Below are 14,964 nucleotides of genomic sequence, written 5' to 3' on the forward strand. Positions count from 1 at the left end.
TCCTCCTTGTACGCCAGTGTAACTCCGCTATGGCGATTTGCTCAGATCTTCCAGCATCGAATTGCATGGGAGAAGACATAAAAGCCAGCGAAACAGAAGTGCACGCGTCTCGCGATATACGCCTCTTCTTCTGCCCCTCTGCAGCACCGTCCACGCAAGTGAACTGGATGCCGTCACCACCGCCATCAATGCGGGAGAGTTCAAGCAAGTCACGAGCGTCGTCGCGGCCCAGCATGGCAAGCTCGTTTACGAACACTACGTCGACAAAGACGGTGCCGATGGCCTGCGCAACACGCGCTCGGTCAGCAAGACGATCACCGGCATGCTGGCTGGCCTCGCCGTCGAGCGGAATCTCCTGCGCGCCGATACGCCAGTGCTCCCCTGCTTTCCCGACCTGCAACCGACGGCATATGCCGACCCGCACAAGAACAAGATCAACGGTCGAAGATTTTTTGACCATGAGTTCCCTGCTCGAATGCGATGACGAGAACCAGCTTTTGCGCGGCAACGAAGACCGCATGTACCTGATGAAATGGCAGTTCCAGACCAAGGGCACGGCCATGACGGGCGGCGGGCTGCAGCTACGCAGCGTGGATTTGATGAAGCTCGGCCAGCTCTATCTCGATGGCGGGCGGTGGGCTGGCAAGCAAATCATTCCAGCCGTCCAGGTGCGCGATGCCCAACCTTTCAGCGAAAAACTGCTGACCGGATTGCTCGTCCCCGCGCTCATGAGGCCCTGATCAGGGCAGCGTTCCAGGACTGCTTGACTAGAATAAAATTCTAGAACAATATTCTAGTCATGAGCCAAGTTGACCGTAAATCCGCCATCCTGTCCGCCGCCCTCGCCGTTTTCTCCGAAAAAGGCATCGAAGCCGCGTCGATCGACGACATCCGCCAGCGCTGCCAGGCGTCGGTGGGCAGCATTTACCACCACTTCGGCAACAAGGAAGGGATCGCCGCCGCCCTTTTCGAGCAGGGGCTGGATGATTACTGGGCCCGCATCAAGGCCAACCTGGCGCAGGCCGGCAACGCCGAATTTGCCGTGCACTCCATCGTCAGCACCCACCTGCACTGGATCGTCGAGCAACCCGATATGGCGCGCTTCCTGTTCGCGCGCCGCCAGGCTGTGAGCGCCGAGCATAACGACGCCATCCGCCAGCGCACCGGCGCGCATTTCAAGGACGTATTCGAAAAGCTGAAACCCTGGTTCAAGCAGGGAGTACTACGCCGCATGCCGACCGAGCTTTACGGCCCGCTGCTGCTTGGCCCATCGCAGGAACTGGCGCGCAACTGGCTGAGCGGAAGGCTCTCCTTCGACCCGCTCAGCGTCATCGATGAATTGAGCAGCGCCGCCTGGCGCACGCTCGCCACCAATCCGAACCACACCGGCGTGCAACACGCAGGAGCAAAAGAATGAGCAGCACCCGCCTTACACTGCAAACGAAGGACGGCCAGCAGCTGGTCGCCTACCGCCACGAGCCGTCGAGCGATCCGCGCGCCCAGGTGGTCATCGCTCCCGGCATGGCGATCCCCCAGGGCTTCTACCGGGCTTTTGCAGCTTTCCTGGCGGGACTGGGTTACCGGGTCTGGACCTTCGACTATCGCGGCATGGGCGAGTCGCGCCAAGGCTCACTGCGCCGCTGCGAGGCCGACATCACCGTCTGGATTACGCTCGACTTCGAAGCCGTCGTGCAGCATGCCACCGCACAGTCCCCCGGCCTGCCCCTGTTCCTGCTTGGCCATAGCATGGGCGGCCAGACCGCCCCGCTGCTGCCGTCGTTCAGCAAGGTGGCAGGCTTGATCAATGTCGCTGTCGGCAGCGGCGCCACGCGCCACAACCAGCCGCGCATCCAGCGCATGGCGCCGCTGCTGTGGCATGTGCTGACACCATTGACCTGCAAACTTCTCGGCTACTTCCCGGGCGAGCGCCTCGGCATCCTAGGGGACATCCCGCGCGGCGCCATGCTGCAATGGCGCCGCTGGTGCCTTACGCCGGACTACCTGCTGTCGGGCGAACCCGGTGCGCGCGCAGCCTATGCCAGCGCCACTTTCCCGGTGCTCGGCCTCACCTTCACGGACGATGAACTCCTGCTCGAATCCGGCTCCCGCCTGCTGCATGACGCCTACACGGGCGCCAAGGTCGACTATCGCGTGCTGAGCCCACAAGCCTTCAACCAAGAGCGCATCGGCCACTTCGGATTCTTCAAATCGCATCAGGAAAAGATATTGTGGCCGCTGGTGGGCCAATGGCTCGATCAGCATTGCTGATGCAACTGCGCCGATTCGCGCATTCTATTTTTTGCCGGCCGGCTCCTGCGGCCGATACCACAATTCGCTGCGCGCCAGCGGCGTTTGCGGCGGCAAGGCTGGGTTGGGAATGCGGAACAGGCGGCGCTGCGCAAGACCGGAACGCTTGATCAGCGGCCCTTTGTATTCCATGAAGAGCGCTTGCAGCGAGCCGTCATGCACCATGGTTTCCAAGCCGGCCTCCAAGCGGCGCGCCAGCATTTCTCCATCCACATCGCGGCGCGTAAAAAAATAGCGCGCCAAGGGGTAGTAGAGCGCGATACCCGGCTCGACTTCGATACTGAATTGCTGGTGCCGCTCATCGTACTCGCGCAAGGCTTCATCCACCGAACGCGAAAACGCGTCGAAACGCCTGACTGCCAGCATCGAGAACAGGCCATCGTAGTTATTCCCTTCCACTACCTTGAAGCCGGCAGACTGCAGGATGCCGACGTCGACCCAGCCCTTACCCTGCCCTATGCTGAAATGGCGCAACTGGTCGAGGGTACTGACCTCGGCAAACAGGGGCACCTCGTCCTGGCGCACCAGAAGCAGGCGATAGCCGATCAGGCCGCGGTCGACGGGAATCCGTATCGGGCGAAACTGCTGCTCCAGCTGTACCGAGGTGGCGCGCACAAATAGATTGATGGGGCCTGCCGCCGCCGCTTCGGCCGTGACTCGCGCCGGCGACATGTACTGGCTAGCCTGGCGCAGCTCGTATGGCCCGAAAGTGGGACGCGTCTTCTCCAGGGCGGTGCGCAGCACCTCCCAGTCGTACTGGTAACGGCTGTCATGCTCGGACTCGGGGCGCGGATAGACGATCTGCAGTGGCGGCCCAGCCGCTTCCGCGGCTATGGGCCCCACCGCCACCAGGGCCATGAATAGCAAGCTAAAAATCATGCCGCAATCCTAGCAGGAAAGCGATTGGATGGCGCCCCATGGTGCCCTCAGCGCCCGCCTTGCCGGTATTGCCGAAGTCATATCCCGACTGCGCGCCATTGCGCAATTGCTCGACTTGCGCCCACAGATCGGTACGCACTGACAGGCCATAGTGGTAAGTCAACGAGTAGAGGTAAGCGCGCGCATCGCTGCCGACAAAGATGCCGGAGAAAGTGGGGGTCTGCATTCCGCGCCCGCCGCCTGCCCGATACATCGCCAGCTCCATGATGTGCGGCCCGCTCAGGTAGCGGCCCAGAATACCCGCCGCCTCCTGCCTGAGGCTCACCCGCCCCGGGTTCGCATAGCGCAGGTGCTGCAGGTAGCCGGCCAGGTAATAATTCGGATTGAAGCGGTAGGATGCGGTCAGCAGAACGGCATGATCGGACAGCCCCGGCCCGCGCAAGTTGCGGTGCGTCTGGAAGGCCAGGCCGCCATTCCATCCATTGGCGGTGTAATGCAGCTTGCTCGACCAGACGCGCGTACCGCACCCCGACTCGCCCAGCGCCATATGCGTCGAAAACTGCCAGCCGCGCAGGACCGGACCGTCATAGCGCAGCGAGTTGGCCAGCCGGCCGTCGAACGAGAAGTTATTGTTGTCGTCGGTGCCCGGCACCGCCCCGTCGCAGGGCTTGCTGCCCGCCCCCAGCAGATTGCTGTAGCCGTTGGCCCAGAAGCCGTTGATATTGTCGTTGGAAAGATTGTTGAAATAGCCAGGGCCGGCGATATTATGGAAGTCATCGAACGGCGCCAGCATGTAACCAATCCGCAACTGGCCCCAGTTGCCGGCCAGCCCGACGCTGGTTTCACGGTTGCCCAGGCTGCCGCCGCCCGTGTCGGCCCCAATACCGGTCTCGATCACATACGTGGCCGCCAGCGTATCCGTCAACGCCTCGCGGCCCTTGATGCCAAGCTTGCTCGACAGGCTGTTCTCTGTGGCGCTGTGGCCATGCTCCGGCCCATAACCGGCATGCCCGGCCAACACCAGGTTGATCCGGCCATACACCAGCGCCGTACCCTGCGCTGCGGCACTGGCGGCAAGCGAAGCAAGCAACACACCGCAAAGAAAGCCGCGCATTGGTCCACGTCCATAGGATGAAGGGTAGTGGAATTGTAGAGCCAAAACGGGCGGCTACGCGAATTCAGTCGAACTGCAAGTTGCCTGGATACGGCACCAGGACGATGCGCGTTTTCTCGACGCGCCAGTCCAGCGGAATTTTATGCGACTTGAAGGTCAGGCTGACCACCTCTCCCCGCTCGAGCGCTGAGCGTAGTTTGGGCGAAAAAGGCTCGGACAGTTTCGCGCAACCAGATGCGTCGATGTCCACGTCGGCCTGCATATCATGCCAAAACTCGGCATCGTGAAGCTCCAGACTCCATTGGGCGCCATTGGGTAGCTTGTATCGCTCGCCATCGGCAGTGCGCGGATCGAGCTGGCATGCGTTCAGATAGATGGGCAGCTTGGGCACGGGACGGGTGCGTTTCGCTTGCTGTGCCACGAAACGGCGCCACTTGTAGTGGTTCAGGAGGCGGTCGAGGCGCCCCCGATCATTCACTCCATCCTGATACAACTCCTGCAAGCGCTTGGTGCCGCGTTCCAGTACATCGGCATTCCACTCGCTGTTCATTTGCTCCATCAACATCCGGTACACATCACCGCGCGCCGCCGTCAGGCCGAGCTCCAGCGCCCGCTCATAATGCGCCAGGGCTGACGCGGCGCGCTCCTGCTCCATGCCGGACTCGCGTTCATCCATTTTTCCGAGATAGCGGTGCGCCGCGGGGATATCCCGTTTCGCTGCCTTTTCAAATGCGGGCCGCGCCTCGTCGTAATTGCCGTCGATGTACATCAGCGCACCGTAATTGCTCCACGCCGCTGGCGTATCCTGCTCCTTGGCTTTGTTCAACCAGGTCAGCACCAGCTCATGCGTGATCAGAGGATCGCCCTTTTCATCCGAGTCGGAGTCGGAGTCGGAGTCGGAGTCGGTCGGGATCCCTGTTTGCCAGGCATAGGCTCGCAAATACTGCCTGCTGGCGGCGTCGACATCGCTCGCCTTGCCCGCAACTTCAAATGCTTTGGCGTAGTAGTCGCCGGATTTGCGGGCTTGGATCACGCGTTCGGCGACCTCCTCGCTTTTGTCCGGATCGGCCGGTTCGTAGGCCCGCCCCAGGTTGTAAAGAGTGGGCATTTTCAAACCCTTATCGAGGGCCTTCTGGAACTGTTCGATGGCTGCTTTGCGGTCGCCGGCATCCAGAGCCAGCACACCCAAATTATGCGTGGCGCGTACCGAACCGCGCGCCTCCGCCTTTCTGTAATAGCTGCGCGCCAGTTCCTGGTCTTTTTCCACGCCCAGGCCTTGGGCATACGATTTACCAAGCAGGAATAGGGCTTCAGCATCGCCGCCAGCGGCAGCGCGCGCGGCTTCCGGCTGGAAGTCGCTGTATCGCTTATCAAGGAGCGATTGCTCGAGTGGAGAGACTGGCGCCTGCGCCAAAGCGGAGGCAACGCAGCTGCTGAAAAGCAGGGTCGCGAGCAGACTGCGCGCATTATGGGCACGGCAAAGAAGGGACGGCATAGGCATGCGCAAAAGCCCGAATCTTATAACAATTTCATAACAAGCTTGTGTACTGGAAGAAGTCACCGCAGTGCGGCGCGGCGCGGCAATTTAGTTGACGGAATCACACTCCAGACGAATAATGCAAACCCTGTCAAAAAATTAATAAGTCCATGCGCCAGATATTTTTTAGAGTATTGCTCTCAGCGGTTGCCCTTACGCTTACCGCTTGCGCTGGCCCAGGCCAGGTCGTCGACCCGCGCACCTCGAATTTCCCCGCGAACAATGGCCTGGCGCTTGTTCGCGTCGTTACCAACACGCCGACGATCAGTTCCCAACTAGGCCTTGCAAACCAATGGGCCAACCTATATGTCCGCGATTCAAACGGAACCCAATTCCAGTTGCTATTGTCGGCGTCTGAGGGGCGCCGCAGCACCCAGGTCTTCAGCGGCTTCCTGCCGGAAGGAAAATATGAGCTAGAAGAACTGTTCTTTGCCATCAAACGTGCAGACCTTGGGCGACAGGGTCTTGCGTTCCAAGTGAAAGCAGGCCAGGTCACAAACCTCGGCAGCATCATTTACCAATCGACCGGCAACAATGGCTATGCCGTGATACGGAGCGGCAAAGACGATGGGCTGACGTCGATGCTTGCCGAGGAATTCCCCTTGTTGAGCAAGGAAAGCCAAACTAATCAGATCTCTTTCGAAGGATCCGCACTCGGCAAGGAGAATGCCCTTGGCAGCACATCATTGCATGTGGCCAGCAATTCGCCCCTGGTAAGCGGCGTGGGCAGCGCAACGACCGGCATCATGCAGGCGATTGCCGATAACCTCTCGGCGACGCAAGCGCTCGACACATGGAAAACGACCAGCGATCCTGTTGCGCGACTCAATCTGGCCAAAGCCAGCACCTATGCTTTAAACAGCGTCCGAGAGCTTCCCGGTGGAGAACTCATTGCCGCCAGCAACCTCGGGCAATTGCTTCTGCGTGAGCCCTCCGGCAAGTGGCTGCACATTAACGTTGGCGATGCACGCGAACTAACGGCCGTACATGCACGCGACCGAAAGAACATCTTTGTCGGTGGCGAGGAAGGTCAGCTCTACATGACCGCTGATGGCGGCACAAGCTGGCAACGCATGCCGTTTCCGATCCGCGCCAGTCTGATTCTGAATATTCAGGAGCACCTTGGGGAGTTGCTGGTGCTGAGCCTGGAGAAAAACGAATTTGTCCTGAGAAGCACCCGCGACCCGGCATCCGGATCATGGGCCGAATTGAAGCGCTTTGCAGTGAATAACCCGCAATTATTTACCGTCCACGCCAGCGTTCAAAACGTGGCTACGATCCATGGGAACAAGTACATTGTTGTCGTCCCCGATCAGGCATTGCAGATCCTCGATTTGAGCGCGCGAACCTGGCAAACCGTTGTGACCGGCGGGTGGTATCGCGATGTCAAAGCGGTCGACAATCAGATCTTGCTGGCAAGTGGCGGCCATCGGATCACGCCATTTACATCGACTGATTTCGGCTCAACCTGGAAGGAAGTGCCAGGCAGCTGCGCCGGACTGTACTCCCGTGTCGTTTCGATTGACTTCATCAACCCGCAGGATGGCTATATGCTTTGCGCTGCGAACGGCATGATGGCAGGCTCGACCAACCTTAAGAAGAGTAGCGACGGCGGCGCAAGCTGGCAAACCGTCGTCAAGGAAACGCCTGTGATGGCCAGCCAAATGCTGGCCACCAAACAGTTTATTCTCTATGTCGACATCATCAATCGCATTTACGTGAGCAAGGACGGCGGCGCAAGCTGGACGCAGGAACACGTGGCGAACTAAGGAGTGCCGCTCAAAGCCTCACAAAAATGAGGCTTTGGCATCGTCGGCGCTCCCTTGGCACCACTATTGGCCTAGGCAGATAATCTTGGTCGCATACTCATGGGCCGCCGACTTCTTCTTTGTGGCCCATGCAACCGCCTCCTGCGCCTCGGCAATTGTCATGACGGTCGCTTTGTCCTTGTTCTTGATAAAGGAGACGCCCTCAAAGGCGCCCTCTTTGCTGCGCATGACCCTGGCGAAAACTGGTGGTTTGGACGGATCGTTGATCTTATTCTGCTGAACCAGATACCGCTGGTCTTTGTTTTCCATATGTGCTGCCCTCCAATGCGAAAAGCCCAACCGTGAAGGCTGGGCTTTTCTTTATTCTGGCTCCCCGACCTGGACTCGAACCAGGGACCTGCGGATTAACAGTCCGTCGCTCTACCGACTGAGCTACCAGGGAAAAGAGGCCGCATTATATCGGCCTATTTGAAGTTTGCCTAGTCCCTGCAAATAGTTTTTTGCCGGGTTGGTAGCGAATCAGGATTTCTTCCCCATCCGGCGGTCGCAGACATCGACATTCCAAGAGCTTTGCCACAAGTGGTCAACGATATTGTCGCCCAGTTCCTGCCGCAATTTGATGTAAGTCGCAGGGTCGTTGGCACGGCATGCAAACGATGCGAACTTGTTACGGTTATACACCTGGTCCGGATAGCGCTGCAGGAGATCTTCAAAGCCGGCCTTCATCAATTTCCAGTCAGGGTCTCCAGCCCGGCCAAAGGTAATCGCTTCGTCACAATCGCAGTCGTCATACCAGAACAGCCGTGCATAGATTGTGTTGCCTTCGCTTCCCTTTGACAGGTTAAGTGCACGGCGCGCAAATCGATCGAAATCACCTGGTTTGCCCCCCCACTTGCGGTCCATCGAGAACGACATCGCAAAATGGATCTGCTGTGACGCCGGGAATGCCTTCACCGCTTCGGCATAGACAGATTCGACTTTGGCACGCGGCGCGCCCGCTTCGATCAGGGTTTTCAGCTTCAAGCTATGCCACAACGGACAGTTTCCCGCCAATGCTTTGCTTTCTTCCAGCCGTTCGAAAGCCTTGCCCATGCGCTCATGGAACAACTCCCACGCTTCCGGCGGCACCTTGTTGGCATAGTTACCACCGCGGCCATGCCATGCATATGACCGCCAATACATAATTTCGGCGAATGCCTGCGCGGCCGAATCACGGGATTGACTGCGCCATTCGATCAGCTTCGCGCCAATCTTGCGCCAGTCCCGCTTCTCACTGGTCAAACGGCTAAAAGTGGATTCGAACACCAACATTTCCGGTTGACCATCCGGCAAACGCGTATCGCGCGAACACAATGCCCGCATTACCTCGTCAAGGTCTTTGAAACGTTTTTCGTACCACATATCTTCGAGCGAAAGGCCGAGTGTGACCATGATGGCACCCATCGGGCAGTCCTTGCTAACCTTCAGATTCCAGCATGGCCGCCCCTTCAGTACAGGCGGCAGCACAGTCTCTCGTATGGCTGGGGCAGCGCTGTAGGCAGTGCCGGCAAAGCCAGTAAAGCCCAAGATGGCGATGGATAACAGGCGGATCAGGGAACGCATTTGAAACTCTCTACAAAAGCAAACCGGCCATTATCCCGAATTTTCCATAAGGAAATATATTCAATTGTCACCAAAAATGAAAAAAGCGGCCCGCAGGCCGCTTTGGATGGTGAAGCCGCGCGCTGGCGCGCCGGCTTCAGCCCGGGATCAGAACGAGCCCTTGAACTGCACGCCAAACTGGCGCGGCTCGTTGACGAAACCGGTCAGGTTGTTGAAGTCGATGGCGCCGGTGATGCGGCGCTGGTCGGTGATATTGCGTGCGAAGGCTGCGACTTCGTATTTGCCGCCGGACCAGTTGTAGCCCACGCGCAGGCCGCCTTCGGTCATCGGCGCGCCGGTGAATTCAACTGCTTCGTACAGGAAGAAGTTGACTTTCGAGCGGTAGGACCAGTCGGTCACCACGAACAGGTTGCCTTCCGCCAGCGGGTAGTTGTAGCGGGCGTTCAAGTTGACGATCCATTTCGGCGCCTGCGGCAGTGCGTTGCCGTCGATGACCACGCGGCCGGAGGCGTTGATCGGATCCTGCACGGTGCACTGGGCGCACTTGTTCACGGACAGCGAAGGATCGCGGATCTCGGTGAAGTTGTACGACGCGCTGGCCGATACCTTGAAGTCGTTGGTGATGAAGCCTTCGATTTCGCCTTCGATACCGCGGCCCTTGGTCTTGGCAGCGTTGACCAGCTTGGTGACGTTGGAATTGCCGCCGACCACGGTCAGCTGCTGGTTCTTCACATCGTAGTCGTACACGCTCAGGGTGGCGCGTGCGCGGCGGTTCCACAGGTCGGCCTTCACGCCGGCTTCGATCGAGGTGATGGTTTCAGCGTCGGCCACGGTGATCGGCACCGAAGTCGAGGCGGCGGCGATCGATGGCGCGCGGAAGCCGGTGGCGTAGCGGGCATAGGCGCTGACATCGTTGCTCAGCTTATAGGTGCCGCTCAGGTCCCAGTTGACCTTGTCCTTGGACTCGGAGACCGACTTCGGACCCACCAGGGTGGTGCCGATGGTTTCCAGGGTGTCGAAGTCCTTCTTGTCTTCGGTGTAGCGCAGGCCGCCGCGCAGGGTGAAGGCGTCGCTCACGGCGTAGTTCACGGAGCCGAACAGGGCCCAGGCCTCGTTCTTCTGCTGCGATTTCACACGCGTGGTGCGGGTGCCGGCAACATTGAAGTTATCCTGGCCGGCCACTGCCTTCTCGTCGAAGTAGTAGACGCCGGCCTGCCAGTTCATCGGGCCGGTGTATTTGGATTCGACGCGGAACTCCTGCGAGTACTGCTTGATGTCCGGCACGAAGGCTGCGGTTTCAACCTGGAATGGCACGGCCGGGAAGTCGGCCGGGTTGCCGCCGTCGATGTCGCCGCGCGAGTTGTACTTGGCCACGGTTTCGTAACCGGTGATCGAGTACAGCTTGTGCGCGCCCAGATCCCAGCTCATGCGCATGTTGGCGCCCTGGGTCTTCAGCTCCTGGCCTTCCTGGCCGTTGATCGCGATTTTCTCCGGATCGAAGCCGTCAACGAAGGTGTTGGTGCCCTTCTTGATGATGTTGGCGCGGAACAGGCGCGAGCTGCCGGTTGTCTTACGCTGGTGCACATTGAACAGGGTGTTGAACGTGCCGTTCGGCTGGTACAGCACTTGCACGCGCTCGGCGTGCTCGTTGTAGCCTTCCATCGCGTCTTTTTGACCGGTGAAGGTGTTATCGACGTAGTCGTCGCGGTGCTGGCGCAGGGTCGACACGCGCAGGGCCCACTCTTTCGACAGCGGCACGTTGGCGGCGGCTTCCAGGTTGACCGTGTTATTCGTTGCGTAGGAGACGTTGTAGAAGCCTTCCACACCGCGCAGGCTTGGCTTGGCCGATTCGAACTTGACCACGCCGGCCGGGGTGTTACGGCCGAACAGGGTGCCTTGCGGGCCGCGCAGCACTTCCACATTGGCCAGGTCGAACATCGGGTAACCCTTCAGGATCGGGTTCTCCTGCACCACGTCGTCGTAAATCAGGGAAACTGGCTGCGAAGCGAACACGGCGAAGTCGGCATTGCCGTAGCCACGGATGTAGAAGCGCGGGAAGACGCGGCCGGTCGACGACTCCACGTTCAGCGACGGGGTCTTGCCCGCCAGCACGCGGATATCCTGGCCGCCGGACAGCAGGATGTCCAGTTTTTCAGCCTTGATCGCGGACACGGACACCGGCACGTCGCGGATGTTTTCAGCGCGGCGCTGGGCGGTAACGGTCACGACTTCCATCTGGCCGGCTGGGGCCTGGGCGGCCTCCTGGGCCATGGCAGTCATTTGCACAATGGCCAGGCTTACCAGCACGTGCATCTTCGACAACTTCATCATTATATTTCCTTGTGGGCGGTTTGATGGATGTCCCCTATTCTCCCCACTGGTTGCGGTCTGGCGCCGCAAAATAGCGCGCATTATATACCCACTATAAGATTGCGCCACTATTCCTTGACCGTCAGTGTGCTACCAGTCGCGCCTGCGTAAAACACCACCAGCTTGAGCGGTCCCTTGCCCACATTGCGGCCGTTATGCAGGGTATTCACCACCTCCGCCAGCGCCTGGCCCGCCGCGAGGCGCTTGACCGAGCCGTCCTTCAGGCTCACTTCCAGTTCGCCCTCCAGGATGTAGCCGAACGATGCCACCGGGTGCAGGTGCCAGCCCGTTTCGCCGCCGGGCGCGATCTCGATCAGCAAGGACGTGATCTCCGCCTGCCCGCCCGGATAGGCCAGCGCAGCCCCATTCCAGCTGCTGCTCGCTTGCAGCAGCCTGGTGACTTTGACGGAAGCGGACTGGTCCAGCGCAACGGCAGGCTGGGCAGCAAAAAAAGCGGACGCGGCGACGACGGCGGTGCAGATTTTCATGGCTGGCTCCGGTTGGTTTATGCCACATGATAGATGCAGGTCAAAGCCCGATCAATAAAGCCTCCTAGACTGGCCTGATCCCCGCAACAAAAGGGGATTTCCGAACCCTAGGAGACCTCATGATGAAGAACTTTCCGCAAGAAATGAGCCATGCTTCCGGCGCCGCACTGGCGCTGGATAACACCCGCCTGCTCATTGCGCTGAAACAGCCGAAAGAACGCAGCGTTGTCGAACAATTCCTGCATAGCCTGGAGCTGTACCTGGAAGACGAGGTGGACGAAGGCATGGTGCCCGGTGAGCGCGTCAACCACACCAGGACGCGCTACTTCGTGCGCTCGCGCCGCCCGCTGGACGACGGCGCCTTGGCCAGGATCGAGGAAGCCGGCGCCCCGCTCGGATTGGACTGGATTGGGCCGGTCTACCGCCAGGCTGGCCAGCGCGGCCGCCGCGCCCTGATGTCGCCCCTGCCCCATGTGGCCGTGATCAAGCTGCGCCAGCCACGCGACACGGCCGCCCAACTGCCGGAGGGCCTGGGCAGCAAGGGGGCGGCCGAGCCGGTGATCCAGGAAGTGCTGGAGAAATCGCGCTACCTGAACGGCCACCGCTACTTCCAGATTTCGAATGTCAAGGACATCAACGCCTACCAGCTGCGCGAGCGCCTGCGCCAGATGCCCAACGCCCCCATCGCCGATTTCCAGTTCGAGACCATGCCCCTGCTGACACCGACGTCGATCGCGCCCAACGATACCCTGTTCCCGCAGCAATGGGATATGACGCGTATCGAAGCGGGCGGCGCCGGCACCACCGGCTGGGACATCACGACCGGTGCTGCCACCACGGTCATCTGCGTACTCGATGAAGGCTGCGACCTGAGCCACCCCGACCTGCGCTTCTCGGCGCCCGGCATCAACCTTGGCACCATGAGCGGCGACGGCTCGCCCACCGGCAACCATGGCACGGCCTGCGCCGGCATCGTGGCCGCCACCTATAACAATGGCACCGGCGTCACCGGCGTGGCGGGCGACGCGCGCATCCTGCCGGTGGCCTTCGACGCCTGGACCGATGTCGAAGTGGCCAACGGCATCAACTACGCCTCCGCCAACGGCGCCAGCGTGATCAGCATGAGCTTCGGCTGGAATGGCTGGAGTACGGCCATCATCGATCCGGCCATCCAGGCGGCCTTCAACAACGACCTGGTGATGTGCGTGGCCACCCACAATTACAACGGCCCGATCACCTACCCGGCCACCAACGCGCTGGTGATCGCGGTCGGCGCCTCCGACGAAATCGACAACCGCAAGACGCCGATGAGCCCGGACGGCGAACCCTGGGGCTCGAACTTCGGGCCGCAGATCTCCGTGGTCTCGCCAGGCGTGCATATCCCCACCACCGACATCCATGGTGGCGACGGCTACAACTCCGGCGATTACGACCTGGTCTTCAATGGCACGTCCTCCGCCACGCCGCACGTGGCCGGCCTGGCGGGCCTGATCCGCAGCGTCTATCCAACGCTGGACAACCTGCAGGTGCGCGCCCATATCGAGCGCACGGCGCAAAAGGTCGGCGCGGTCGCCTATGCCGATACCGCAGGCAAGGCCAACGGCAGCTGGAACCAGGAAATGGGCTACGGCCGCATCAACGTGTTCCGCGCACTGGACGAAGCGGACGTGATGATCAAGGATGCCCCCGCCGACAACGGCGCCGAGCCTTTCACCGGCGGCAATTTCTGGGACTTCTCGGACATCGTGGTGCGCATCAACGACGACAACGTCTTCGTGCCCAGCGACCCCTTGCAATCGAAGAACGTGGAGCGCGGCCAGGCCAACTATATTTACGTGCGCGTCACCAACAAGGGCGCGCGCGACGCGCGCAACGTCACGGTCAGCACCCGCATCACGCCCTACGTCGGGCTGCAGTTCGTCTACCCGCCCGACTGGAACCAGGTGGACGCCATGCACGTCAGCCCAACCGGCATCACCACCAGTTTTGCCAGCGTGCCGGCCGGCGGCACGGTGCTGGCCAAGTTCCGCATCGAAGCGTCGCAGACGGAAGACCTGTACGGCTGGGTGGCCAACCATCCCTGGCACCCCTGCCTGCTGGCCGTGGTCAATTCGGACAACGATTACGCCTTCGCCACGGCGCCCTTGACAAGCGATCCGATCAGCGCGCGCCTCAACAACCTGGCACAGCGCAACCTGTCGGTGATCGATGTCCTGCCCAACGCCAGCGCCGCCTTCCCGTTCGTGGCGGGCAGCCGCTACAACCGCGAGACCCGCATGACGCTGTTGATCGACCGCAGCCACCTGCCGGCCACGATGCCGCTCACCCTGTCGCTGGACGAGGAGGGCTCCGCCTTCCCGGCCATCGATTTTGAACACCAGGTTGACCCGATGCCCGGCCCGACGCAAGGCGGCGACGACATGGGCAAAGACTGCGGCCTGGTCTTCCTGGACGACACCCGCGTCAAGACCCGCTTTGGCTGCTGCTGCGGCATCCTGACGCTGGCCAAGGGCTCGCACTTCGACTGTCCGCCACAGCGCAGCCTCGGCGATGTCAAGGTGGAAGGCGGCGACGTCGTCCTGCGCAACGGCAAGCGCTACGTCGAGATCCGGCAATCGGTGGTCAGGGTCACCATGGAGAAAGCGCCGGCCATGATGTATCCGCTGGCCCTGCAGACCCGCATTCCGGCCGATGCGCAGGCGGCGGCGCAATACCAGATCAACGTGGCGCAGCTGAATGAACAGGGCACGGCGGTCGGCGGCGCGTCAATGGTCTATCACGTGGCTTAGAGTTCCCCACCCGGTTTCGCGCCGCCGGAACCGGGTTTCGTCGCATCGCGGTGGCGCCCACGGCGCCGGCTCCGTAGTCTCGCAGCATCAACAACGACTACGGAGCACA

The 14,964-nt window shown here is 60.8% G+C and carries 13 protein-coding genes and 1 tRNA gene; 6 read left to right on the top strand and 8 right to left on the bottom strand.

Features of this window, described 5'->3' with window-relative positions; translation table 11 throughout:
- Positions 1–37: 37 nt before the first annotated feature.
- Genes H597_RS36005 through H597_RS32365 form a run of 4 tightly spaced genes read left to right on the top strand, consistent with a single transcriptional unit; the run spans position 38 to position 2,268 of the window.
- Positions 38–484 carry a serine hydrolase gene (locus H597_RS36005; protein ID WP_028104395.1) on the top strand — a complete coding sequence of 149 codons (447 nt, stop codon included), beginning with the start codon at positions 38–40 and terminating at the stop codon, positions 482–484.
- On the top strand, positions 459–740 hold the full coding sequence (locus H597_RS36010) for a hypothetical protein (protein WP_028104396.1): 282 nt from the start codon (positions 459–461) through the stop codon (positions 738–740). The genes H597_RS36005 and H597_RS36010 overlap by 26 nt, the downstream gene beginning before the upstream one ends.
- A gap of 59 nt (positions 741–799) precedes the next feature.
- Positions 800–1,417 carry a TetR/AcrR family transcriptional regulator gene (locus tag H597_RS32360; protein WP_051294076.1) on the top strand — a complete coding sequence of 206 codons (618 nt, stop codon included), beginning with the start codon at positions 800–802 and terminating at the stop codon, positions 1,415–1,417.
- Positions 1,414–2,268, top strand: coding sequence for an alpha/beta hydrolase family protein (locus H597_RS32365; protein WP_035375073.1), 855 nt, complete (start codon positions 1,414–1,416; stop codon positions 2,266–2,268). Before H597_RS32360 ends, H597_RS32365 begins: the two co-directional genes overlap by 4 nt.
- 24 nt (positions 2,269–2,292) lie before the next feature.
- Here H597_RS32365 and H597_RS0124335 read toward each other — a convergent pair whose 3' ends face one another.
- From H597_RS0124335 to H597_RS0124345, 3 genes are all read right to left on the bottom strand, one after another.
- On the bottom strand, positions 2,293–3,186 hold the full coding sequence (locus H597_RS0124335) for a transporter substrate-binding domain-containing protein (RefSeq protein ID WP_035375074.1): 894 nt from the start codon (positions 3,184–3,186) through the stop codon (positions 2,293–2,295).
- A complete protein-coding gene (locus tag H597_RS0124340; RefSeq protein WP_028104398.1) occupies positions 3,176–4,300 on the bottom strand; it encodes a porin in 1,125 nt (374 codons plus the stop codon). Before H597_RS0124340 ends, H597_RS0124335 begins: the two co-directional genes overlap by 11 nt.
- A 64-nt stretch (positions 4,301–4,364) precedes the next feature.
- Positions 4,365–5,795: an SEL1-like repeat protein gene (locus H597_RS0124345; protein ID WP_028104399.1), complete on the bottom strand. Its 1,431-nt coding sequence runs from the start codon at positions 5,793–5,795 to the stop codon at positions 4,365–4,367.
- A 152-nt stretch (positions 5,796–5,947) separates the two neighbouring features.
- Here H597_RS0124345 and H597_RS0124350 point away from each other — a divergent pair, with 152 nt between their 5' ends.
- A complete protein-coding gene (locus H597_RS0124350) occupies positions 5,948–7,606 on the top strand; it encodes a sialidase family protein (protein WP_028104400.1) in 1,659 nt (552 codons plus the stop codon).
- Between the two features lie 63 nt (positions 7,607–7,669).
- On the opposite strand, the gene H597_RS0124355 is transcribed toward H597_RS0124350, so the two are convergent.
- The 5 genes from H597_RS0124355 to H597_RS0124375 all read right to left on the bottom strand — a co-directional run bounded on the left by H597_RS0124355 (position 7,670) and on the right by H597_RS0124375 (position 12,066).
- Entirely contained in the window at positions 7,670–7,915 is a 246-nt protein-coding gene (locus H597_RS0124355) for a hypothetical protein (protein ID WP_028104401.1), read from the bottom strand.
- A gap of 57 nt (positions 7,916–7,972) precedes the next feature.
- A tRNA-Asn gene (locus tag H597_RS0124360) sits at positions 7,973–8,048 on the bottom strand.
- Positions 8,049–8,125: 77 nt separating this feature from the next.
- Positions 8,126–9,208, bottom strand: coding sequence for a DUF4034 domain-containing protein (locus H597_RS0124365; protein ID WP_154668269.1), 1,083 nt, complete (start codon positions 9,206–9,208; stop codon positions 8,126–8,128).
- Positions 9,209–9,355: 147 nt separating this feature from the next.
- The gene (locus tag H597_RS0124370; protein WP_083941261.1) at positions 9,356–11,539 is read right to left on the bottom strand and encodes a TonB-dependent receptor; all 2,184 of its coding nucleotides are present in this window, start codon (positions 11,537–11,539) and stop codon (positions 9,356–9,358) included.
- Between the two features lie 107 nt (positions 11,540–11,646).
- A complete protein-coding gene (locus H597_RS0124375; RefSeq protein WP_028104404.1) occupies positions 11,647–12,066 on the bottom strand; it encodes a cupin domain-containing protein in 420 nt (139 codons plus the stop codon).
- A 119-nt stretch (positions 12,067–12,185) separates the two neighbouring features.
- Here H597_RS0124375 and H597_RS33555 point away from each other — a divergent pair, with 119 nt between their 5' ends.
- Entirely contained in the window at positions 12,186–14,855 is a 2,670-nt protein-coding gene (locus H597_RS33555) for a S8 family serine peptidase (protein WP_051294078.1), read from the top strand.
- The last annotated feature ends 109 nt before the right edge of the window (positions 14,856–14,964 follow it).

This window comes from Pseudoduganella violaceinigra DSM 15887, assembly GCF_000425385.1.
In the GTDB taxonomy this organism is placed as follows: domain Bacteria; phylum Pseudomonadota; class Gammaproteobacteria; order Burkholderiales; family Burkholderiaceae_D; genus Rugamonas; species Rugamonas violaceinigra.